Origin of the sequence: Pseudomonas sp. JV414 (assembly GCF_032424305.1) — a bacterium.
In the GTDB taxonomy this organism is placed as follows: domain Bacteria; phylum Pseudomonadota; class Gammaproteobacteria; order Pseudomonadales; family Pseudomonadaceae; genus Aquipseudomonas; species Aquipseudomonas lini.
The window spans coordinates 685,770-708,585 of record NZ_VYKC01000022.1 but is presented as its reverse complement, the minus strand read 5'-3'; the positions used below and the strand labels follow the sequence as shown (position 1 = coordinate 708,585).

Genomic DNA, 22,816 nt, shown 5'->3' with positions numbered 1-22,816 from the left:
TGAAATCGGGGTTTTCCCGGTCGAGCTATCCGTCATTTTGCTGACTCGCTTTCCCATGGCTGGGCTATACCCCTTTTGACAGTCTCATTTCAGTTACATCCACCGTTTTACGAGGCACGCCAATATGGACGTGAGCGTATTTGGTACGGGTTACGTCGGTCTGATACAAGCTGCAGCATTGGCCGATGTCGGACATCGCGTGCTGTGCGTCGATATCGACCCCAACAAGATCAAGCAACTGCAACAAGCCGTGCCCCCGATCAGCGAACCGGGACTGTCCAGCACACTGGAAGACAACATCAAGGCCGGTCGCCTGCTCTTCTCCACTCAAGCCAGTGACGCGGTCGAACACGCCGAGCTGATTTTCATCGCGGTGGGTACACCCGCCGATGAAGACGGTTCCGCCGACCTCAGCCATGTGCTGAATGTCGCTCGGCAGATCGCCAGTTTCATGGAGTCCGATCGCACCCTGATCATCAAGTCCACCGTGCCGGTGGGCACCGCGGACCAGGTGGCGAGCGCCGCCAATGAAGAACTGCAACGCCGTGGCAAAGAGGCGTTGAACGTGCGGGTGGTGTCCAACCCGGAGTTTCTCAAGGAAGGCAGCGCCCTGGCCGATTGCATGCGCCCGGACCGGATCATCGTCGGCACCAATGACGATGAGGCGCGCAACCAATTGAGCGAACTCTATGCACCGTTCTGCCGCAACCGCGAAAAGCTCATGTTCATGGACAACCGCAGCGCCGAGCTGACCAAGTACGCGGCCAACGCAATGCTCGCCACCCGTATCAGTTTCATGAACGAACTGGCCAACCTCACCGAGTTGCTGGGGGCCGACATCGAAGCGGTGCGCAAAGGCATCGGCTCGGACCCTCGCATCGGCTACCACTTCATCTACCCCGGCTGCGGCTTCGGTGGTTCGTGCTTTCCCAAAGACCTGCGTGCCCTGCTGCACACCGCCGAACACAACGGCATGCCATTGCGTCTGCTGCGCAGCGTCACCGAAGTGAACGACAGCCAGCGGCACATTCTGTTCAGCAAACTGCAGGCGCTATTTCCCGAGGGACTGGTTGGCAAATCCATCGCGATTTGGGGCCTGGCCTTCAAGCCCAATACCGATGACATGCGCGAAGCCCCCAGCCGTTATCTGATGGAGGCGCTGTGGGCCGAAGGCGCGAGCGTGCAGGCTTACGATCCGGAAGCCATGTCCGAATGCCGGCGCATTTACGGCTACCGCGATGATCTGCACCTGTGCGCCACCCGCGACGACACCCTGGAAGATGCCGACGCGCTGGTGATTTGTACCGAGTGGAAGAATTTCCGTGTGGTCGATTTCGACCTGCTGGCGAGCAAATTGCGCGCGCGGGTGATCGTCGACGGGCGCAACCTCTATAACCCGGAACACGTGGCGGCGGCCGGTTTGCACTACAGCGGCATCGGGCTTCGGCACATCGCTCCCGAGGCGCCACAGCCATGAAACTACTCGTCACCGGAGCGGCCGGTTTCATTGGCGCCCATTGCGTGTTGCGGCTGTTGCGCGACGGGCATGAGGTATGCGGCCTGGATAATTTCAACGACTTCTACGACCCGCAACTCAAACACGACCGCGTGGATTGGGTGCGCAAGCAAGTCGGCGATTTCCAGCTCGCGAAAGTCGATGTGGCCGACGCCACGGCCCTCGACGCGCTGTTCGTTCGTGAGCAACCGGAGGTGGTGATTCATCTCGCGGCCCAGGCCGGGGTGCGTTACTCCCTGGAAAATCCCCGGGCCTACGTCGACAGCAATCTGAGCGGGTTCCTGAACATCCTCGAAAGCTGCCGCCACCACCCGGTCAAGCACTTGATCTATGCCTCGTCCAGTTCGGTGTACGGCGCCAACCAGCACACGCCTTACTCGGTCAAGGACTGCGTCGACCATCCGTTGTCGCTGTACGCCGCGACCAAAAAAGCCAATGAGCTGATGGCCCACAGCTACAGCCATCTGTTCGGCATTCCCTGCACCGGTTTACGTTTTTTCACGGTGTACGGGCCTTGGGGCCGGCCAGACATGTCGCCGATCCAGTTCGCCCGGGCGATTGCCGAAGGTCAGCCGCTGAAGCTGTTCAACTACGGCCAGCACCAGCGTGATTTCACCTACATCGACGACATCATCGAGAGCATCGCCCGTCTGATCGAGCGCCCCCCCCAAGCAGCACCGGACTGGAACCGTGAACAACCGGACCCGGCCAGCAGCATGGCGCCGTGGCGCATTTACAACATTGGCGGACAACAGCCGGTGGAGCTCAAGGACTACCTGGCGCTGCTGGAAAAACACCTCGGACAAAAAGCCCTCGTCGAGTTGCTGCCCCTGCAACCGGGCGATGTGCTCAACACCTGCGCCGATGCCAGTGATCTGGCCCAGGCCACCGGTTTCCAGCCACGGATCGAGCTGGATGAAGGACTCGGACGATTCATCGCCTGGTTCCGTGACTACTACCCACTGCGCAACGCCCACTCGCCTCTCGCGAAAGGGCTTCAGCGGAGGACTCTATGACTGGACATGAAAAAGGCGTGTTGCTCAATCACATGCAGCGTGACAAACGCCTGGACCCCGAACACCGAATGCGCCTGGACACGGCGATCCACATGCAGGGGCGCGGCTGGATGACCGGTCGCGATGGCGGTCGGCCCTGGACCCTGTCGCGAACCAACCGGGTGGTTGCATGCCTCGGCGCGCTGGTGATTCTGCTGCTGATCTCCCCTGTGCTGCTGGGCCTGGCGCTGGTAATCAAGTTCAGCAGCCCGGGGCCAGTGATGTTCGTGCAGAAGCGCACCGGCTACCGCGGCCGCCTGTTCGGCATGTACAAGTTCCGCACCATGGTGGCCAACGCCGAGGAACTCAAGGAGTCCCTGCGCCACCTGAACAAGCACGGTGCCGACGCCATCGATTTCAAGATCGATGACGACCCGCGGATTACCCCCATCGGTAGCTTCCTGCGGCGCAGCAGCCTCGATGAGTTGCCCAACCTGATCAATGTAGTCAGCGGCGATATGCGTTTAGTCGGTCCGCGACCGACCTCGTTCAACGCCTATCGCTACAAAGACAGCCACCTTGCACGTCTGAGCATCTACCCCGGCATGACCGGCCTGTGGCAGATATCCGGGCGCAGCAATATCGACTTCGACCAGCGCGTTGAGTTGGACCTCAGCTATATCGCCGAGCAGAGCCTGTTGCTTGATCTGAAGATCCTGTTGAAAACCCCCTTCAAAGTATTCAGCGGCCACGGAGCGAGTTAAATGGACGGTTCATCGAACAAAAGCCTGACCATCGCCAGCCCGAGCGAGTCCAACCTGACCTCGACCGTGCTCGACCTGGATCTGCGGATCCTCTTTCTGACCGCCGCCAATGCAGGCGCCGGCACCACCACCAGTGCCCTGGCGCTGGCCAGCCAACTGGCGTCGATGAGCAGCGGCCAAGTGCTGCTGGTGGACGCCAGCCACTCGGAGAGCAACCTCACGCAACAACTGGGGCTGACCAAAGAGCGAGGCTTTCGCGACCTGCTGTTCAACGCCTCCCCGCCGCTGTTGCAGGACTGCCTGGTGAACGTCTCCAGCCTGCCCTTCCACATCCTGCCGAACGGGCGGCATATCCGCGGCGCCGAGCACCTGACGACTGAACAGCTGGCCCCGTTGCTCAATCAACTGGGCGATCGCTATCGCTTCGTGGTGATCGACGGCGACGCGGTGTATTCGGCCGCCGACACCTTGGTCATCAGCACCTTGGTGGACGGCGTGATCATGGTGGTGCGCGCCGAAGACACGCGCTGGGAAGTGGCCCAGGCCGCGGTCCAGCGCCTGACTCAGGCTGGCGCAAAGCTGGTGGGCAGCGTCTTCAACCGGCGCAAGTACTACATGCCCAAATGGCTCTACAAAAACCTGTAAGCAACCGCAGAAAAGGATGACGCCATGAACGCCAAAATGCTTCTCCTGCTGTTGCTGCCGCTTGCAGGTTGCTCCAGCACCGAAACCCAGCATATGCCGGTGCAGATTCTCACGGCCGAGCCTGCCAATGCCCAGGCCACCGACATGCCCAGGGTCGAACAGACCTTGCGGCCCAAGGACGTGCTGGATGTGATTTATCACATCAGCACCAGTAGCTCGGGGGCTTACCGCATTCAGGCCGGTGACCAGGTCGCCCTGAACTTCACCGCGGCCAGCCAGCTCAACGGCACTCAACTGGTGCTGCCCGACGGCACCATCGAACTGCCGGGGGCCAATACCGCGGTGAAAATCGCCGGGCTGACGGCTGTCGAAGCGCGACAGGAGATCCAGCGCGCTTATGAGCGCAAATCCCTGTTTCAGCCCAATCGCAATCAGGTGACTGTGCTAGTCACCAGCCCGCTGAGCAACGAGCAAAATCTCAAAACCACCCTGAGCCAACCCGGTGCGGGCATGACCCGGGAGATCACCGTGGGCAACGACGGCTATGCGAGTTTCCCGGAAATCGGCTCCGTACCGCTGCAAGGCATGACGGTCAACCAACTGGAAACTTTCCTCAATCAACGTTATGCGCAATTGCCGGGACGGATGAAGGTCAACGTCATGCTCAAGTCCACGTCGGGTAATGAAATCTATGTGCTGGGTGAAGTCGCGCAACCGGGCTCCTACCCGATTCGCCGGCCGGTTTCGGTGCTCGAAGCGTTGACCCTGGCCCGTGGCACCAACGTCAAGGCGCGGCTCGATTCGGTGGTGATCATGCGCCGCACCGGCAACCATGTGCAGGCCGTGCACTACGACGTTGAAAAAGCCTTGTCCGGTGACGCCTCGCAGATTGCTTACCTGCAACCGGACGACATGCTCTACGTGCCCAAGACCAAACTGGCCAGCGCCGGTGAGCTCGCGCGGCAACTGGCGGACGTGGTGTTGTTCCAGGGGGTGGGCTTCGGATTCGCCTACCGCGTCGACAACAAAGACAGCGACAACTAACGCTCAGGTGACCGACCATGAACCCAAAGGAAAACTACCTGCATGAGTTCTTCAGGATTTTCTTCGCCAACAAAAAGTTGGTGAAGCGGGTCTTCCTGATCTTTGCAGTGATCGCCCTGATCTTGCCGCTGATGCTCAAACAGAGCTTCGATATCACCGCGCAGGTGATCGTGCAATCCAAAAAACTCTCCCAGGGAGACGCCACCACGTCCCTGACCCAAGGTGATGCCTCTTTCATTCCACCCTCACTGGCGGACATGGAAACCGAGAGCAATATCCTGCGCTCACCGGCCCTGATCCGTCAGACCATCAGCGACCTTATGGCCAAAGGCGAGTATGCGCCCAACACCGGGGTCCTCAGTAAACTGGTGACCGAACCGATCAAACGCTTTGTGACCACCCCCTTGCGTGAATACGTGGTCAATCCGGTGCGCGATGCGTTCGGGCTTGAGACCGATCCAGTGCGCAATACCGACCTGGATGTCTTCACCCAGCAGGCCACCGAAAACCTGAAAATCGAGACCTTGCCGGGCTCCAACGTAATCTCCATTGTCTACAGCTTTGGCGATCCGGCCCAAGGCACCCGGTTTGTCGCGGCGCTGCTGCAAAACTACCTGGTCAACCGTCAGGAACTGCAATCGATCGAACTGCCGCAGAGCTTCTACGAAACCAAGAAGAAGCAATATCAGGTGCGTCTCGATGGCCTGGAAGGCAATCGACTGACGTTGCTCGAAGGGGTGGGTTCTTCCGATCCGAAGGAAGAAATCACCTTCCGCCTCAACGCCATCAACACCGAGGAGCAGGCCCTGAACCTGTATCAGGATCGCCTGTTGCAAAGCCAACGCTGGCTCGACTACCTGAAAACTGCCCTGACGGCCGCCACCAATACGTCCCGGCTCAGCGAGTACACCTTCCCCTACACCTTCACCACCACGGTGGACAACATTGCCTTCGAAGACCGGGAGATCAGACAGCTCGGTGAACAACTGACGACTCAGGTCAGCCGCTACATGAACGACCTGGCGATCTTCAAGCCGGGCAGTGAACCGATGCTGTTGACCCGCGAGCAAATTTCCCGCACCCGCCAGCAGTTCCTGAAAATCGTCAGCAACCGGATTCAGGAGCGGACCAACGACCTGGCGGTTGTCACCTCGGTGATCAACCAGAAAACCGCGCGCATCGCCGAGTTCAAGGACCGCATCCATCAGTTGCAAGTGGCTCAAAGCAAACTGGCGCAAATGGACACCGAGATCAATGCCCTGCACGCAGCGTTCTCCACCTATGCCCAGCGCTTTGCCGAAAGCAGCTCCGCCAGTTTGCTGAACAACGATATGTCCAACGCCCGGGTACTCAGCCCGCCGTACGAGCCGACCGATGCGGCGTTTCCCAAACCGATCCTGATCATTCCGTTCGGGATGCTGACCGGTCTGCTGCTGGCGATTGCCTTCGTCTACGTGCGTGAGTTCTTCGATCACCGCTTCAAACACCCAGCGCAAATCACCCATGAACTGGGCTTGCCGGTGCTGTTGGTGATCAACGAGCAAGACGTCATGCCGAACAACCCGCACAAAAACTGGACCGTTGATAGCTTCGTGCATTGGGTGCGCCATTGAACGGGCCGCTCAGCGCCAGCGCTCTGCCGATCATGCATTTGATCAGCAGCGGCGGCTTCTATGGGGCTGAGCGGATGCTGCTGGACCATTGCCTGGCGACGCCGGGGCAGCACCAAGTGCTGTTTCTCGATGCGCCGCCAGCGCTGATCGCGCGATTTCGCGAGGCTGGGGTCGACTGCCGCAGCTTCACGGGTTTGAGGCAATTGCTGCGTCATTTACGTCAGCGGCGGGCTGAACAACCGCTGATCAACACGCACAATTTCAAGGGTCTGTTATTTGGCTGGCTGGGCGCGACGCTGCTGGACTTGCCGTTGGTGATTACCCAGCACGGCTTCACCCCGCGCAGTCGCAAGCAACGCATTTATGGCTGGCTGAGTTTGCAATTATGTCGCACAGCGTCGGTGCATCGCGTGGTTTGCGTGGCCGAAAGCATCGCCGTGCTGCACCGCAAGGCCTGTATCCGGACGGAGAAACTGCAAGTGATTCCCAATGGTCTGCCAAAGGCCAGCGGCCTGCTCCCTCACAATGCCACACACCCGCGCTGGCTGGCGGGTTACGTCGGTCGGCTGAGTAACGAAAAAGGCCCGGACCTGTTTCTCGATGCCCTGATTCCGCTCTGTCAGCAATACCCGCAACTGGACGCCGTGATGCTCGGCGACGGCCCGGAACAGCAAACCATGCTGGCGCGGATCGCCGCTGCGGGCTTGCACGAACGCATCACCCTGCCGGGCTACCAGACCGACATGAACCGGTGGTGGCAGCAACTCGACGCGCTGGTGATCAGTTCGCGCACCGAGGGCACGCCGATGATTTTGCTGGAAGCGATGCAGGCCGGGGTGCCAGTGGTGGCGTTCAGCGTCGGCGGGATTCCCGATGTGCTGGAGGACCGGCACAACGGCCTGCTGGCGACACCCACCGACAGCGCCGCCCTCGCACGGCAGATCGATACGCTGCTGAATGAACCGGCACTGGCTCGCGAATTGATCGACAACGCAAGACGTACGCAATTGGACCGTTACGACCTGAAGGCTTTGGCCGAACGCTGGTCGCAGCTTTATATCCGTACTGCACGGGAGGCACGCGCGTGATCTTTCCGCTCTCGATCGTCAGTTTGCTCGCCCTGGTCTGCCTCGGTTTGCTGGCCAGTCCTTATCCGTATCTGGCGCCGGGCGCGGTGCTCGGGCTGGTGGCTGTCGCGGTGCTGTACCGAAAACCCGCCTGGGGTTTGTTGGGCATCGCGGCGCTGGTCCCGTTCGAAGGTTTCTTCAAGGGCAGCGCACTGTCGGGCACCAAGTTCATCGGGGCGTCACTGGCACTGATCCTGATGTTGCAACTGGCCATCCACCAGATTCCGTCCGAGCGCCTGCGCAGCAACATCTGGCGCTACCTGATCGGGTTCATGGCGTTGTACCTGTTGAGCATGATCATTACCGACAACCTGGACATGTCCCAGAGCCATCTGCGGGAACTGTCTGTCGGCCTGATTCTGTTTGTGATTACCTTGCTGATCGGCCGTGAGCTGAACCTCGATCTGTTCGCCCGGCTGGTGACCCTCAGCGTCAGCGCGACCTGCGCGCTGGCCATGCTCTCCGCCAAGTATCAGGACCAAGGCCGCGCCTCCGGGCTGCTGGAAGACCCGAACTCGTTTGCCCTGCTGATCGCCTTCGCCGTGCCATTGGCTCTGCTGCTGGTGATCCGCGGCCCGAACCTGCTACACCGATTGTTCTGGGGCGCCTGCTGCATTTTGCTGCTGGGCGGCATGACCAAAACCGATTCCCGTTCCGGGCTGGTGGTGCTGTTCCTCAGTTTGATGATCGGCGCCTGGCACTACCGCGCTCAGTTGCCACGCATCCGTCCGCGCCATCTGGGCTTTGCCATGCTTGGCCTGGTGCTCGTGATTCCGCTGGCCATTTACTCGATGCCGGCCGGTTATATCGCGCGCATCCAGTCCTTGAGCATCTTGAAGGCCGGTGCCAAGAGCCAGGACGAATCCCTTGGCCGCCGCGCGTCATACCTTGTGGTCGGCAGCCAGGTCATTCGTGAACATCCGTTACTCGGTTCCGGCCCCGGCACCTTCCCGCTGCAGTACGCCACTACCGGTTATGCCAAGGCGTTTTCCGCCAACCGCAAGCCGGGCGACCTGTATCGCCGCGCTCACAACACCTACCTGGAAATTTTCAGCGAAGTGGGGATTCCCGCCGGGCTGTTGTTCGTCAGCATGCTGGGTGCCGGGATGTACAACCTGGTCCGCGCCCGACACGCCTGGTTACTGCGACGCAACTGGGAACAGGCCGACCTGATCACGCACCTGGGCATGAGCTATCTGTCGCTGTTGCTGTTCTTGATGTTCCTCAGCGCACCGAATCACAAATACCTGTGGATCATTCTCGCCCTGACTTGCGTGTTGCGCCTCAAGGCTGAAGAACGTCCGCCGACGGAGGCCAGGGCATGAGCCGCATCAGCCTCGTCATCCCGATGTACAACGAAGCCCGACATATCGGTCGTACGTTGCTCGCTGCGCAACGCGCCGCCAATGCCGCGGGGCTGGAATGCGAGTTGATCGTGGCCGACAACGGTTCCAAGGATCAAGGGCCGCACATTGCGCGGCAAATGGGCGCGCAGGTGCTGGTTCTGCCGGGCCTGCTGATCGGCGCGCTGCGCAATCGCGGCGCCGCCGTTGCCACAGGCGAATGGCTGGCCTTCATCGATGCCGACATCGAAATGCCCGAGGACTGGCTCACGCTGTTGTTGAGCATCCAGCCCGCCGTTCAGGTCGACGTCCTGGGACTGGACCTGCACACCCCGGCCGAAGCCCCGTGGTATGCCAATGCCTGGCAACGCCGCACGTTGCGCCCGAACGATGAAACGGTGAAAACAGTGCGATGGCTGCCCAGTTCCAACCTGTTGATGCGTCGTCCATGGTTCGACAAGGTCGGCGGCTTCAACGAAAACCTGCGCACCGGCGAAGACAAAGATTTCACCATGCGCCTTTCCCACTCTGGCGCACGCCTGCTGTCCGTCAACCAGAGCGTTGCCCTGCATTGGGGTTACGAGAGCAGTTGGCGCGAATGGATGGGCAAGGAGTTCTGGCGTCAGGGAAGTCACCTGCAATTACTGCGCAGCCACGGCATGAATCTGCGTTTACTGCGTTTCCCGATGCTGTCGATCATCGCCTGGGTGCTGGATTTCATGGCGCTATCCGCCCTGCTCAACGGTTCCCCTTCACTGGCGCTATTCATGCTGTTCATCACCAGCCTGCCAGCGCTCGCCCAGAGCCTGCGCCAGAGCCTGATACACCACGACCCTCGCCTGATGCTGCAACTCTGGGGCCTGCATTGGGTGCGTCTGCACCTGGCCGGTGCCGCGCTCATTCTGAGCCTGTGTCATTGGAATGCCAGGAGGCCGGCCCGTGGCTGAATTCATTTTCTGGTTGTGCCTGCTCTTGCCGGTGTATGCCTGGCTCGGCTACCCGCTGCTGCTGTCGCTGATCGCGCCGTTGTTCCGTGCGCGGCGTCATGCGCCAGCCCCCCCCATGAATGTCAGCATCATCATCGCCGCGCACAACGAGGCCCGGCATATCGAAGAGAAGTTGCGCACCCTGCTCGCCCAGGATTATCAGGCGCGTTCGCTACAGATCATTCTGGCCAGCGACGGCTCCACCGACGACACCGTGACCTGCGCCCACAAGGTCATCGACCCGCGCATCAGCGTGCTCGACCTGCCCCGTCAGGGCAAGGCAGCCACCTTGAATGCCGGCGTCGCCCTGAGCACGGGCGAGATTCTGGTGTTCACCGATGCCGACAACCAATGGTCGACCGACACCCTCGGCCAGTTGCTCGCGCCCCTGGCCGATCCAGAGGTCGGGGCCTGCGCCGGGCACATGCTGATCCCGGTGCCGGGCAAGGGCCTGAGCCTGGGCGACAGCCTTTATCGGCATTACGAAGGCTGGTTGCGCAAGGTGGAAAATCGCACCGGCTGCATGGTCTCCGCCGACGGTGCCCTGCTCGCCCTGCGCCGCGAGTTGTTCCAGCACGTGCCGGCGGAGGTCAACGATGACTTCTTTATCAGCACCTGCGCGCCGGTGGCGTTCAAACGCATCGTTTATGTGCCCCAAGCACAAGTGAGCGACCAGGGTGTCGACGAGATCGCCAAGCAATGGCGTCGTCGCCAGCGCGTCACCGTCGGCGGCCTGCAAAGCCTGGCCCAGCGTCGGGAGCTGCTGAACCCTTGGAGGTATGGCCTGTATGCGATTGCACTGATCAGCCACAAGCTGATTCGACGCCTGGCACCGATCCTGTTGCTGCCGTTGCTGCTGAGCAATTTCTGGCTGTGGAATGTACATGGCTTCTATCGCCTGAGCCTGATCGCGCAACTGCTCGGTTACGCGATGGCCATCGTCGGCCTGTTGGATGTGCAACACCGTTTGCCCAAACCTTTTCGCCTCGCCGCGTTTGTTCTGGTGACCCTTGCCGGGATGAGTATCGGTCTGTGGCAGTTCTTGCGCGGCCAGCGGTACGCGCAATGGAACCCCGAGCAAAATCGTTGAAAGGACCGCGCCATGGCGATCAAACAATTATTAAAACGCACCAGTGGCTGGCTTTATCTCAACTCGCCCGTAGGCCGTCACCAATTGCACGGCGCCGGAGTGATCCTGATGCTGCACCGGGTGCTGGCCAATGACCGCGCCGCCGACCTGCCCCATCGCAATGAATTGTGCGTCGGGCCGAAGGCCTTTGCACACTTGCTGGCCTGGCTGAAAAAACACTTCGATTGCGTGCCGCTGATGGAGATCTTGCAACCCGGCTCCGTCAGATCCGAACGGCCAAAAGTCGCGCTGACCTTCGACGACGGCTGGCGCGACAACGCGCTGAATGCCTTCCCCTTGCTAAAGAAGTATCAGGTGCCGGCGAGCATTTTTCTCTCCACCGATTTCATTGGCAGCCGGCAACGCTTCTGGTGGGAAAGCCTGGGAGAAACCCTGTGGCACAGCCACGGCGAAAAAGCCCGGGCGCATTTGATTGAATGCCTGCAACAGCTTGGGCGACCGTTGCCGGTGCTGCTTGATGATCTGGATGTGCAGCGCCGCAGCCTGGCGCTTTTGCATTTTCTGCAAAGCCTGAAATCCTTGGCCCCGGGCGAACTGAACCGGCTCACTGATCAATGCCCGGAGGAGTCGTTGCCCCAGGCTCTGGACTGGCATCAAGTACGCGCGCTGGAAGCCAGCGGGTTGATCCGCTTCGGCCCCCACGGCGCCAGCCACGCGATCTTCATCGGCCTTGACGATCAACGTCTGGACGAGGAAATCAGTCGCAGCCGCAACGCCCTGCACAACGGTTGCAACCGACCGCTGCCGGTCTACTGCTACCCCAATGGCGACCATGATGCGCGGATCCGCGAACACGTCGCCGATCATGATTTCCCGTTTGCCCTGGGTACCGCTCCCGGAATCTACCGTGGCATCAGCGATCCATTGGCCTTGCCGCGTATCGGCATCAGCCAGCGTACGGCGCGCAATCCGGAGTTGCTGTCCTGGCGCATCTACCGCGGAGCCCGGCCATGAGTCGCAATCGCTATCTCAAACACCTGGCCCTGAGCATGGGCACCAAACTGGCGATGATCGCCCTGCGGCTGCTGCGCAACGTATTGCTGGCGCGGATTTTGGGGCCTAGCGAGCGCGGTCTGTTTGCCTTGCTCAGTACCCTGCCCGATTTGATCAGCGCCGCCACCAGCGGCGGGCTGAATTCGGCGGTGGGGTATCAGGCGGCCAAGCAACGGCCCATGGGATTGTTGCTGAGCCAGGTGTTGGTGTTCGGCTGCCTGCTGGCGGGTTTGCTGACGTTGCTGGTGGTGGCGCTGGTGCGCGAGTTCGGTGGTGAGCTCGACATCACCACGCAACTGGGATTGCTCGCCTGGCTGTTATTGCTGGCGGTGCCGCTGACCGTGCTCAAGAGCGGTCTGCTGACCTTGCACAATGCGTCGGGCGGTGTGGTGGCATTCAATGCCTTGCGGCTGCTGGAATCCCTGGCACCACTGCTGCTGTTTCTGGCTTTGTTCTGGATGTGGAAAGACGCTGCGCTAGAAGCCGCGCTGATCAGTTGGCTGGCCGGCATCAGCCTTGTGGTGCTGGCCGGTTGGTACTGGCTCAAACGCGCTCAGCCCTTGGCGTTGCAATGGGACCGCGCCAGTCAGAATGAACTGCTGCGCTACAGCGCTCGCAGCCATCCGGACCTGCTGTTCCAGCAAGTGATTCTGCGCTCCGATTTCCTGTTCATCGGCGCCCTGCTCGGCAGCACCGCATTGGGTCATTACGCCATGGCCAGCGCCGCCGCCGAGTTGCTGCTGATCGTCCCGGAAGCGGTGACCACGCCGCTGATGAAACGCCTGCTGCAACAGGATGAAGGCATGGATCGCCTGACGCCGTTGGCCCTGCGCCTGACCGCCACGGTGATGCTCGGCGCGTGCCTGACCATGGCGGTGATCGGTGAATGGCTGATCGTCACGCTGTTTGGCGTTGCCTATCAGCCGGCTTACCCGGCGTTACTGGCGCTGCTGCCGGGGCTGTTCGGTCTTTGCTATGCGAGCATCCTGCGCCTGGACTTGCTGGGCAAAAATCGCCCCGGCACGATTTCACTATTGATGGGCCTCGGCGCGTTGCTGAACCTGGCCCTGAACCTGTTGCTGATCCCGATCTACGGCATCGTCGGCGCCGCAACGGCATCGTCCATCGCCTACCTGGCGGTAACCCTCGCGTTGCTGGTGATGTATTGCCGGTTGAGTGGCGTACCGGTCTGGCAAACCCTGATCATCCTGCCCAGCGATGTGGCTCCGATGCTGCAGATGCTGCAAAGGAAATCGGCATGAAACGCCTCATGCTGCTGTTGAGCCTGGGCCTCGGTTTGAGCGCCCAGGCGGCGCCCATGCGCTGGGCTGATATTCGCGACGGCAGCCTGTACCTGCAAACGGATCGCCCCGACACGCTGACTATTCGCTGGGTTCCGGCGTGGCAGGCCGATGCCAACGAAGAACGCCTGTACCTGCTCGACGGCAACGGCAACCTGAAGGGCGAGCGCCTGATCGCTGCCAGTGAAACCCGAGGCAAGCAGAGCTGGCCACTGGCGCCGAGTGCCGCCAGTTATCGACTGGAAATTCCGGGCTACAGTTTCCGCCGCTACACGATCGAACATGACGAGAGCACCGTGGCGTTGTTCGCCCCGGCCAAGGTGCATTTCAGTGCCGAAACCCGCGGTGGCGATGAGCTGTTTTTCAAGGTCGCGCCGGGGGAACACGCCGTACTGGGCGGTAAGTTTCACGGTGGGATCAACGCCCTGCAGGCCCAGCGCGTGAGCGACAACAAACAGCTGTCCCTGGCACTGAAACCTCATCGCGCCTATTGGCAGTTCGATCAGTTGGCATTGCCCGTCACTCAGGACGAACAGGTCTGGCGCCTGCGCCTGCAAGGCAGCGGCAAGGTCGCATTCTGGCTCGATGGCACGGCGAACTTGTTTGCCCAGAAACCGCAGCAACTCAAACCGCTGCGCGAGGACGATGGCCAGACCCGCCTGACCCTGCACAAAGAGATGCTCGGCCCCACCCCGAACCTGGGCATTTATTTGCCTTACGTGCTGCCCCCTCAATCCAGTTTCGCAGCGCTCGACGCCCTCAAGCCTCAGGCGGGCACCTATTACAGTTTCGTTGACGTCACCGCGCAAAATCCGCACCACGAAGATGCGTTCCGCCAGCTCTATCAGAACCGCTTCGGCATCACCCAAGACCTCACGCTATTGGCCGGCAGCAAGCGTCAGGCGGATTTGCGCGCCGACACTCAAAGCAACGCCGGTCTCGATGCCTGGCTCGCCGCCACTCGCGCCCTCGGCGGCACCGGTACGCATTACATCGCGTTCGCCGACGAGCCGAACCTCAACTATCCGAGCTATGCCGACTACCAGGCGATCTTCAACAGCATGGCTCGGCAAGTGCGCAGCGATCCGGCCAATGCCAAGGCGGGTGTGCGCATCGCCATGCCCGCCACTTCGCGCTTCATCAACGGCCCGTTCGCCGACAACGCCGTCGACAAGCGCGGTATCGATTGGGCACGGCGTCTGCTGGCCGAATCCGGTGAGCAGATCGACGCCCTCGCCTGGCACGAATGGATGATTCGCGACCTGCTGGCGACGCGGGTCTACCGCGACAGCGTGCGCCGTGCCGCCGACCTGGTGGGCCTCGATGCCAAGGGCCGGCCACGCAAGGCCTTGCTGCTGGATCAGACCAACCTGTCCAGCGGCTCGAGCCTGAGCCCCTATGATCAGGAAACCCATTTTGCCTCGATGTGGTGGACCTCGGTGGTCATCAACTCGGCGCAGGACGGGTTGCTGGACATGCTCAACTGGTTTCAGGCCGCCGACGAACCGACCTACCCCAAAGGCATGGTGCGGGTGCTGGGCGGCGATCGTTTCGAACTCAAGCCGGTGGGCCTGGCCCAGCAATTCATCCAGCAGCACTGGCTGAAAAACGTCATGCGCCTGGACAACGACGCCTTCGAAGTCGATGTGCTGGCCATGGCCACCGAACGTCAGCGAAGTTTACTGGGGGTCAACAAGGGGGTGCGCTTGCAGCGTATCGATCTGGCCGGGGCGACGTGCCCGCTGGCCAAGGGCGCGCTGGTGTACTTCGGTGCCGACAGCCGCAGCCGTAGCGCTCAATTCAACTGTCACGACGGTCGCGTCAGCTTCGACCTGCCGGGCGAAACCCTGTTCGCCTTGAGCTGGAGCGCCTCATGACTTCCGCTCGATTCGAATGGCGCACGACGTTGTGCGCCCCGGACTTTCCGGCAGCTGCCTATGAGGGGTTGCGCAGGCGCGTGACGGACCATACGCCGTTCAACACCCTCGCCTGGCTGTGCGCATCCGAACAGGCACTGACCGCCGGGGAACGCTTGCACGTTCTGCTTGGCTGGCAAGGTGATGAGTTGGCCTTGTGCCTGCCGCTGGTAGCGTCCGTGGAGCGCTTTGGACAGCTGCCATTTCGGGTCTTGCATCACCTCGGTTATCCCCTCGCCGATCGCCTGGCCCTACTCACCTGCCTCGATACCGACAGCATGCGCAAGGCGCTGGTGATCATCCGCCGCCACTTGCCCCATGCGATGCTGCAACTCAACGAATTGTCCGAACCCATCGGCGAAGAAAGCGCGCTGACCGCATGGATGGCCCACAGCTCGACCGGCGAGCGCCGCCTCAGTTGCCGGGTGCCGGTGCATTTGATCAGCGAGACCGACCGCCAGGAAGTGTCCGGCGACCCACGCTACAAACTGCGTAGGGCGCGTAAACGCATCTTGGCTTATGGCGCCCAGGTCCGACGCATAACCCCTGACGCAGCCACCATCGGGCCTTTATTGCAGGCCCTCAGCGAAGTCGAAGCGCAGAGCTGGAAAGGCGTCGAAGGCGTAGGGATCTTCACCAGCAGCCGTAGACAATGGACCAACCTGGCCTTCACCGCCCTCGCCGAACAGGGGCTGCTGCGGGTGGTGGTGCTGGAACTGGACGGGCGCTGCATCAGCTACCGGCTCGGCTTGCTGGAACAGGGCCGGCTGTTCGACTACAACCTGGCGTTCCTGCCCAAATACGCCGATCTGGGCAGCGGTCGTGTGCTGCTTGAAGAGTGGATTCGCTGGGGCCTGGACGACAACTGGCACTGGATCGACGCTTCGCGGGTCAGCCTGGAAAACTCCAGCCATCAACTTCAGGAACGCATGACCGGGCAACTGGAACACTGGCGCTGGAGCTTCTACTCCTGGCGTCCCAGCGGCCTCGCCTTGGGGCTGACCATGCGGCTCTGGCACCAGCTCAAGCCCTGGTTGAAAAAGTGGCAGGCCTGGCGTGCGGCGGCGCAGGTTGTTCCTGCTTCCACTCCTACACCCGCGCCCACCAAAAAAACCATGGAGGATGAACATGCCTCGCCAAGTCATAGTCAACGCTGACGATTTCGGCCTCAGCCTGAGCGAAAACGCGGTGATTCTCGGTGCCTTCCAGGCCGGGGTTATCAGCTCCGCCACCGCCATGGCCAACATGCCGGCCTTCGAGGAGGCCTGCGTCCTGGCCCGGCAGCCGTTGCTCCAGGGGAGAGTCGGGTTGCACTTCAACCTCACCTATGGCCGGCCGTTGAGCCCGTCGATTCTCACGCGTTCGACATTCTGCGACAGCCAGGGCGTGTTCAATCTCAACCTGCCCCGCCACAGTCTCTGGCTCAACCGCCATGATCGCGACGCGGTGCTGGAGGAACTCCAAGCCCAATGGCAACGCTGCCTGGATAACGGCCTTCTCCCAAGCCACATCGATTCCCATCAGCACGTGCACAACATCTGGCCCATCGGCGAAATCGTCGCGCGTTTCGCCGCCCACCAAGGGGTGCCCGTGCGACTGGCGCGCCATTTGGGAAAGAACCTGAGTGTGCCCAAGCGGGTATTCAAGACGCTGTTCAATCATCGATTGAACCGCTTGGCCGGCGCGACCGCCCAGTACGTATGCACCCCGGTAGACCTGCGCAACGTGGCGATGCCGATCGACGGCCTGTTGGAAATAGTTGTCCACCCGACCCATATCGGGGCCGATTTTGGCGATATCTATTTAAACCCCGAAGAGTCTCTGGCTCGCATGCTGGAGCTGCGTCTTCCGGGCATTCCGAGAGTGTCCTATGCCGTTGTGCCAAAGGCGTTCAAAGAGGGACCGCAGTACTCGACTGATCTACACACGGTGCAACCTTGATTTATCGCCATTGAAAACATTACCCACCCAACCCTGGCTTCAGCCTCGGAGGACTTCATGAGCGCCATCGACAAGCTTCACGAACGCATCAAACAAAAGGGCCTGCTCCACACGCTCCAGACGCTCTGGAAGCGCTATGTGTTCTTCCACCGAGAGCTGTTGTGGTTGGGGCGCGATCTGGTTACCCCGGTGGCACCGCACAATCTGCGACCCTACACAGGCTTGCGCCTGGTCATCATCACCCCGGAAAACGCCACGGCTTTCACCAAGTATTACGGTAACCGCGTCAAGGCCATGGCCGAAATCGCCGCCGAGGGTCATACCGGGCACATGTACGTGGACGAGGAAGGTGATGCCATCGGATTTATCTGGGGCAGCGCCAGGGACTACTTTGACCGGCACTATTACGGCTGCTGGTTCCGGGTCAATCCCGGTGAATTTTTCGAGTTCGGCGGTGAAATGATCCCTCAATACTTTGGCACCAGTCTGTCGGTGGACGCCCAGTTCAATCTCTGGAATGCGATGCGGGCCAAAGGGTGCAACAAGATCGTGGATGTTTGCGATACCCGCAACATCCAGGCCATGAAAATGCACATCCGCATGGACTACCAGGAACAGGGGCGCATCACCCACGTCTACGACCTGTTCGGCCGCTTTCGCTTCTTCCGCGAAACCTATTACAGCGGTTCGCGGCTGACTGAGTTGCGCAAACCTGCGCAGCCGACGACGACTGCGGCGCAGGCGTGATTTTGGCTGGTGGGAGCGATGGTTGTTGCTTGACTGCGGACCGTGTCGCCGCCATCGCGGGCAAGCCCGCTCCCACAGGTATCTGCTTTGACCAAAGGATTTGTGAACGACAGCGATCACTGTGGGAGCGGGCTTGCCCGCGATAGCGTCAGTCAGTGCAACTCATTTTTCAGATCCGAAACTCAGCGCTTCACCGCCACCAACGTGTAACACAACGGCAACTGCGCCTTTTGCTGCTGATACCGATCGTAGAGTTCTTCGCGGTTGGAATGCGGGTATTCCTTGAAGTGGCTGATCTGCAACCCCGCCTCAACGGCACCGGTGAAGATGGCGCCCAGGGTGTGGACGAACCAGTAAGACGCTGAGGCCGGCTGTTCGACTTTGCCTTCGTAGACGATCGGCTGGCTCTGGACGAAAGGTTCGCTGCGAAAATACGAGCTGTCCGGGCGATAGGGATCCGCTGATTCGGGGTCGAACATTTCCAGGAACGGGTGGGTTTCGTACACCACAAGCGCACCGCCGGGCTTGAGGGTTTGCGCGGCATGGCGCAAGAATTCGGAGATGTCCGGCATCCAGTTCAATACACCGATGGTGATCAGTGCCACGTCGAAGCGCTGGTGCAGTTCAGTCGGCAGGTGATGGATGTCAGCCTCGATGAATTCGGGCTCATGGGGCGAACGAGATGCCAGTTCCCGGGCCTGATCGAGAAAGGCCTGCGACTGGTCGACGCCCACGACACGACGGGCACCCAGCGCAAACAGCGAAAGACTTTCGCGTCCATTGTTGCAGCCCAGTTGCACCACATCCTTGCCATCGACGCCGACCTGTTGAAGCAACCCGCTGAGGGTGTCATCCAGGCAGGAAAAATCGCCTTGGCTCACAGCACTCAAACAGGCCTGCCACTCAGGGGTGTCTTTGTGGTGTGGGGCGGAGTCATTCCACGCATCGCGATTGCTGGCGATGGCTTTTTCTTTTGTCGGCATTTCCATTGCACGCTCCAGAATTCGGGCCTTTGATTAGCCGGCACGAGTCTAGATCAGCATCAGGAAAAACCACATCAGGGGTTTGTTGTGATCTTGTAATCACCGGTGGTGCGAACCCTCTTCGCGTTGATTCAACCGCTCACGCAAGAACTCGATCAACGCCTGCACCGGTCGCGAACTCTGGCGATGTTGCGGGTAGACGGCCGACAAGGTCAGCGGCCCGGGGCGCCAATCATCCAGCACCGGCACGAGTCGGCCGTCCTCCAGGGCCGAACCGACGATGAAGGTCGGCAGGTACGTGATTCCCATGCCGGCGATGGCCGCATCCTTGAGCAACTCACCATTGTTGACCCGCATCCGCCCAGTGACGTTAACGCTCAGCGGCTTGCCCCGTCCCTCGAAACGCCATTGCACCTGACGACCGTGGCCGTAAGGAAGGCAATCGTGGGTATGCACATCCTCGGGTTTAAGGGGCATGCCGCGCTCGGCCAGATACGCCGGACTGGCGCAGTACACCCGCTCGATGGAGGCGAGGCGTCGGGCGATCAGTGTCGAGTCTTCCAGCACGCCGATGCGCAATGCCAGATCGTAGCTCTCGCCGAGCAAGTCCACTGGCCGATCGCTCAGGTCGACTTCCACGGTGACCTCGCGATAACGCTGCAAAAATACCGGCAGCAGACTGCCCAGATGTGCGACCGCAAATGACAGCGGCGCGCTCAAGCGAATGGTGCCACGAGGCTCGGTGGTCTGGCCGGCGATGCCCTGCTCCACTTGCTCGACTTCGCTGAGCAGGCGCAGGGCCGATTCGTAATAACTCTGCCCCAGTGGCGTGACGTCCAACCGCCGGGTCGAACGGTTGAGCAGGCGCACGCCGAGGCGCTCTTCCAGTTGCATCAGGCGGCGGCTGACGAACTGCTTGGACAACCCTAATTGATCGGCCGCCGCAGTGAAGCTGCCAGAGTCCATGACCTGGCAAAAAATACGCATATCCTCGAACGGGTTCATTGTCGCGCTCTGGTGGACAGTAAAACGCTTTATAACTGCTTTTTGCGTTTCCGGCGCCCCAAATTCTAAAGATCAAAAGATCGCAGGCTTCGCCAGCTCCTACGGGGGAATTGTGTACCGCCCGGTCGATGGCGGTGCATACCATCATGTAGGAGCTGGCGAAGCCTGCGATCTTTTAAAGCTGCCGACCGAAACCGGCAGCCGTACCCCTTACTTCGCTGTGAACGTCGTGTAGCTGTTGATCAGGTTGCGGTAGTTCGGAATGCGCTGCGATAGCAGGTTGGCCAGGCCTTCCATGTCGTTGCGCCAGTCGCCCTGCAACTCGCACGCCACCGAGAACCAGTTCATCAGTTGTGCACCGGCCGCCGCCATGCGCGCCCAGGAAGCTTGTTGCACGGTGGTGTTGAAGGTGCCGGAAGCGTCGGTCACCACGAACACCTCAAAACCTTCAGCCAGCGCCGACAGGGTCGGGAATGCCACACACACGTCAGTCACTACACCGGCAATGATCAGTTGCTTGCGGCCAGTGGCCTTCACGGCTTTGACGAAGTCTTCATTGTCCCAGGCGTTGATCTGGCCCGGGCGCGCAATAAACGGAGCGTGCGGGAACTGCTCCTTGAGTTCCGGCACGATCGGGCCGTTCGGACCGCTGTCGAAACTGGTGGTGAGGATGGTTGGCAGGTCGAAGAACTTGGCGATGTCGCCCAAGGCCAACACGTTGTTCTTGAATTCGTTGGGCGAGAAATCCTGCACCAACGAGATCAGGCCGGTCTGGTGATCGACCAGCAGCACAACGGCGTCGTCTTTGTTCAGTCGTTTGTAAGGAACGTTGCTCATGTGAAACTCCTCGGATGGTGATGAGGTGAAGCGTCGACCACGATGGCCGACGTCTTGTTGCAAAACTCAGAACGCGAAGCAGGAACAGCCGAAGGCGCCCCAGAAACCGGCGAAGTCACTCACCGGCACGTTCGACATACGGGCCTTCTCATGGCTGTGGGTATGCACGGCGCACGGGCCGCTGCACTGGTGAACTTGCGCCTGCATCGGCGCGTTCGGCCGCCAGTGCCCCGGAACCTTCGCCACCGGTGACCAGTCCGGCAGCACCGGCACGCTGGGAGGCCCCAGTTTTTCGAAGTCGCCGGCGGCGTACACCACCTTGCCGCCGACTACGGTCAACACCGACTCGATCCACTTGATGGCCTCTTCCTCGACACTGAAAAAGTCCGCGCTCAATGCCGCCACGTCAGCCAGTTGACCGACCTTGATCTGGCCTTTCTTGCCCTGTTCGGACGAAAACCAGGCACTGCCATGGGTGAACAGTTCCAGCGCGGTCTGGCGCGTCAAGCCTTCCTCGTATAGCGCCAGGCCACCCACCGTGCGCCCGCTGACCATCCAGTACAGCGAGGTCCACGGGTTATAGCTGGACACCCGCGTGGCGTCAGTGCCGGCGCCAACCGGTACACCTTCTGCCAACATGCGCTTAATCGGCGGCGTGGCTTCGGCGGCCTTGGCGCCGTAACGCTCGACGAAGTACTCGCCCTGGAACGCCATGCGATCCTGAATCGCGATACCACCGCCCAGCGCCCTCACCCGCTCGATGTTCTGCGGGGTGATGGTTTCGGCGTGGTCGAAGAACCATGGCAAACCATTGAAGGGAATGTCGCGGTTGACCTTCTCGAATACGTCGAGCATGCGGCTGATGGATTCGTTGTAGGTCGCATGCAAACGGAATGGCCAGCGCTGCTCGACGAGGTGGCGGACTACCGGTTCCAGTTCGTCTTCCATGGTTTGCGGCAAGTCCGGACGCGGTTCGAGGAAGTCTTCGAAATCCGCCGCCGAGAACACCAGCATTTCCCCGGCGCCGTTGTGCCGCAGGAAGTCGTCGCCCTGATGCAGCTTGACGCTGCCGGTCCAGTTCTTGAAATCGGTGAGTTCTTCCTTGGGCTTCTGGGTGAACAGGTTGTAGGCGATGCGGATGGTCAGTTGCTGGTCCTTGGCCAACTGCTCGATCACCGCGTAGTCGTCCGGGTAATTCTGGAAACCACCGCCGGCATCGATGGCACTGGTCAGGCCGAGGCGGTTGAGTTCGCGCATGAACTGGCGGGTCGAGTTGACTTGATATTCCAGCGGCAACTTCGGCCCTTTGGCCAGGGTCGAGTACAGAATCATCGCGTTCGGCCGCGCCACCAGCATGCCGGTCGGCTCACCGTTGGCATCGCGCACAATCTCACCGCCCGGCGGGTTCGGTGTGTTGCGGGTGTAACCGGCGACGCGCAATGCGGCGCGGTTGAGCAAGGCGCGGTCGTACAAATGCAGCACGAACACCGGCGTATCGGGGGCGGCCTGGTTGAGTTCTTCCAGGGTCGGCATGCGTTTTTCGGCAAACTGAAATTCGTTCCAGCCACCTACCACCCGAACCCACTGCGGCGTCGGCGTGCGGTCGGCCTGATCCTTGAGCATGCGCAAGGCATCAGCCAGGGACGGCACACCTTCCCAGCGCAATTCGAGGTTGTAGTTCAAACCACCGCGGATCAGGTGCAGGTGCGAGTCGTTGAGGCCGGGGATGACGCAACGGCCCTTGAGGTCGATGACTTGGGTGCCCGAACCGCGCAGGGCCATGGCTTCGGCATCGGTGCCGACCGCGACGAAACGGCCGTCGCTGATCGCCACGGCACTGGCGAGGGGTTTTTCCCGGTCAACGGTATGAAACTGGCCATTGAACAGAATCAGATCGGCGTTCATCGCGT

At 60.9% G+C, this 22,816-nt stretch carries 20 protein-coding genes; 16 read left to right on the top strand and 4 right to left on the bottom strand.

The window, feature by feature from the left end; genetic code table 11:
* Window positions 1–124 precede the first annotated feature (124 nt).
* Genes F6R97_RS27160 through F6R97_RS27085 form a run of 16 tightly spaced genes read left to right on the top strand, consistent with a single transcriptional unit; the run spans window position 125 to window position 18,081 of the window.
* Complete coding sequence (locus F6R97_RS27160) at window positions 125–1,477, top strand: UDP-glucose dehydrogenase family protein (protein ID WP_038984018.1); 1,353 nt, start codon at window positions 125–127, stop codon at window positions 1,475–1,477.
* Complete coding sequence (locus F6R97_RS27155; RefSeq protein WP_038984019.1) at window positions 1,474–2,532, top strand: NAD-dependent epimerase; 1,059 nt, start codon at window positions 1,474–1,476, stop codon at window positions 2,530–2,532. The genes F6R97_RS27160 and F6R97_RS27155 overlap by 4 nt, the downstream gene beginning before the upstream one ends.
* Entirely contained in the window at window positions 2,529–3,275 is a 747-nt protein-coding gene (locus tag F6R97_RS27150) for a sugar transferase (RefSeq protein ID WP_038984021.1), read from the top strand. The genes F6R97_RS27155 and F6R97_RS27150 overlap by 4 nt, the downstream gene beginning before the upstream one ends.
* Window positions 3,276–3,920, top strand: a complete 645-nt coding sequence (locus F6R97_RS27145; RefSeq protein WP_038984023.1) for a CpsD/CapB family tyrosine-protein kinase — start codon at window positions 3,276–3,278, stop codon at window positions 3,918–3,920.
* Window positions 3,921–3,944: 24 nt separating this feature from the next.
* Entirely contained in the window at window positions 3,945–4,964 is a 1,020-nt protein-coding gene (locus F6R97_RS27140; protein WP_038984025.1) for a polysaccharide biosynthesis/export family protein, read from the top strand.
* Between the two features lie 17 nt (window positions 4,965–4,981).
* A complete protein-coding gene (locus F6R97_RS27135) occupies window positions 4,982–6,577 on the top strand; it encodes a GumC family protein (RefSeq protein ID WP_038984027.1) in 1,596 nt (531 codons plus the stop codon).
* Window positions 6,578–6,609: 32 nt separating this feature from the next.
* The gene (locus tag F6R97_RS27130) at window positions 6,610–7,665 is read left to right on the top strand and encodes a glycosyltransferase family 4 protein (RefSeq protein ID WP_390176085.1); all 1,056 of its coding nucleotides are present in this window, start codon (window positions 6,610–6,612) and stop codon (window positions 7,663–7,665) included.
* Window positions 7,662–9,029, top strand: coding sequence for an O-antigen ligase family protein (locus F6R97_RS27125; protein ID WP_315867387.1), 1,368 nt, complete (start codon window positions 7,662–7,664; stop codon window positions 9,027–9,029). Before F6R97_RS27130 ends, F6R97_RS27125 begins: the two co-directional genes overlap by 4 nt.
* Window positions 9,026–9,994, top strand: coding sequence for a glycosyltransferase (locus tag F6R97_RS27120; RefSeq protein WP_038984032.1), 969 nt, complete (start codon window positions 9,026–9,028; stop codon window positions 9,992–9,994). The genes F6R97_RS27125 and F6R97_RS27120 overlap by 4 nt, the downstream gene beginning before the upstream one ends.
* Complete coding sequence (locus F6R97_RS27115; protein WP_315867386.1) at window positions 9,987–11,123, top strand: glycosyltransferase; 1,137 nt, start codon at window positions 9,987–9,989, stop codon at window positions 11,121–11,123. Before F6R97_RS27120 ends, F6R97_RS27115 begins: the two co-directional genes overlap by 8 nt.
* Before the next feature lie 12 nt (window positions 11,124–11,135).
* On the top strand, window positions 11,136–12,137 hold the full coding sequence (locus tag F6R97_RS27110; protein ID WP_048394993.1) for a polysaccharide deacetylase family protein: 1,002 nt from the start codon (window positions 11,136–11,138) through the stop codon (window positions 12,135–12,137).
* Window positions 12,134–13,438, top strand: a complete 1,305-nt coding sequence (locus F6R97_RS27105; RefSeq protein WP_050682428.1) for a lipopolysaccharide biosynthesis protein — start codon at window positions 12,134–12,136, stop codon at window positions 13,436–13,438. The genes F6R97_RS27110 and F6R97_RS27105 overlap by 4 nt, the downstream gene beginning before the upstream one ends.
* Entirely contained in the window at window positions 13,435–15,354 is a 1,920-nt protein-coding gene (locus F6R97_RS27100; protein ID WP_048394996.1) for a hypothetical protein, read from the top strand. Before F6R97_RS27105 ends, F6R97_RS27100 begins: the two co-directional genes overlap by 4 nt.
* The gene (locus F6R97_RS27095) at window positions 15,351–16,550 is read left to right on the top strand and encodes a GNAT family N-acetyltransferase (protein ID WP_048394998.1); all 1,200 of its coding nucleotides are present in this window, start codon (window positions 15,351–15,353) and stop codon (window positions 16,548–16,550) included. Before F6R97_RS27100 ends, F6R97_RS27095 begins: the two co-directional genes overlap by 4 nt.
* Window positions 16,522–17,334, top strand: a complete 813-nt coding sequence (locus F6R97_RS27090) for a ChbG/HpnK family deacetylase (RefSeq protein WP_048394999.1) — start codon at window positions 16,522–16,524, stop codon at window positions 17,332–17,334. The genes F6R97_RS27095 and F6R97_RS27090 overlap by 29 nt, the downstream gene beginning before the upstream one ends.
* Window positions 17,335–17,391: 57 nt before the next feature.
* A complete protein-coding gene (locus tag F6R97_RS27085; RefSeq protein ID WP_038984042.1) occupies window positions 17,392–18,081 on the top strand; it encodes a hypothetical protein in 690 nt (229 codons plus the stop codon).
* Window positions 18,082–18,263: 182 nt separating this feature from the next.
* Here F6R97_RS27085 and F6R97_RS27080 read toward each other — a convergent pair whose 3' ends face one another.
* The 4 genes from F6R97_RS27080 to F6R97_RS27065 all read right to left on the bottom strand — a co-directional run bounded on the left by F6R97_RS27080 (window position 18,264) and on the right by F6R97_RS27065 (window position 22,811).
* Complete coding sequence (locus F6R97_RS27080) at window positions 18,264–19,070, bottom strand: class I SAM-dependent methyltransferase (protein ID WP_048395001.1); 807 nt, start codon at window positions 19,068–19,070, stop codon at window positions 18,264–18,266.
* A gap of 93 nt (window positions 19,071–19,163) precedes the next feature.
* A complete protein-coding gene (locus F6R97_RS27075) occupies window positions 19,164–20,069 on the bottom strand; it encodes a LysR family transcriptional regulator (RefSeq protein ID WP_048395003.1) in 906 nt (301 codons plus the stop codon).
* Window positions 20,070–20,279: 210 nt separating this feature from the next.
* The gene (gene ycaC, locus F6R97_RS27070) at window positions 20,280–20,906 is read right to left on the bottom strand and encodes an isochorismate family cysteine hydrolase YcaC (RefSeq protein WP_038984047.1); all 627 of its coding nucleotides are present in this window, start codon (window positions 20,904–20,906) and stop codon (window positions 20,280–20,282) included.
* 66 nt (window positions 20,907–20,972) lie between these two features.
* Window positions 20,973–22,811, bottom strand: coding sequence for an amidohydrolase (locus tag F6R97_RS27065; protein WP_048395005.1), 1,839 nt, complete (start codon window positions 22,809–22,811; stop codon window positions 20,973–20,975).
* Between the last annotated feature and the right edge of the window lie 5 nt (window positions 22,812–22,816).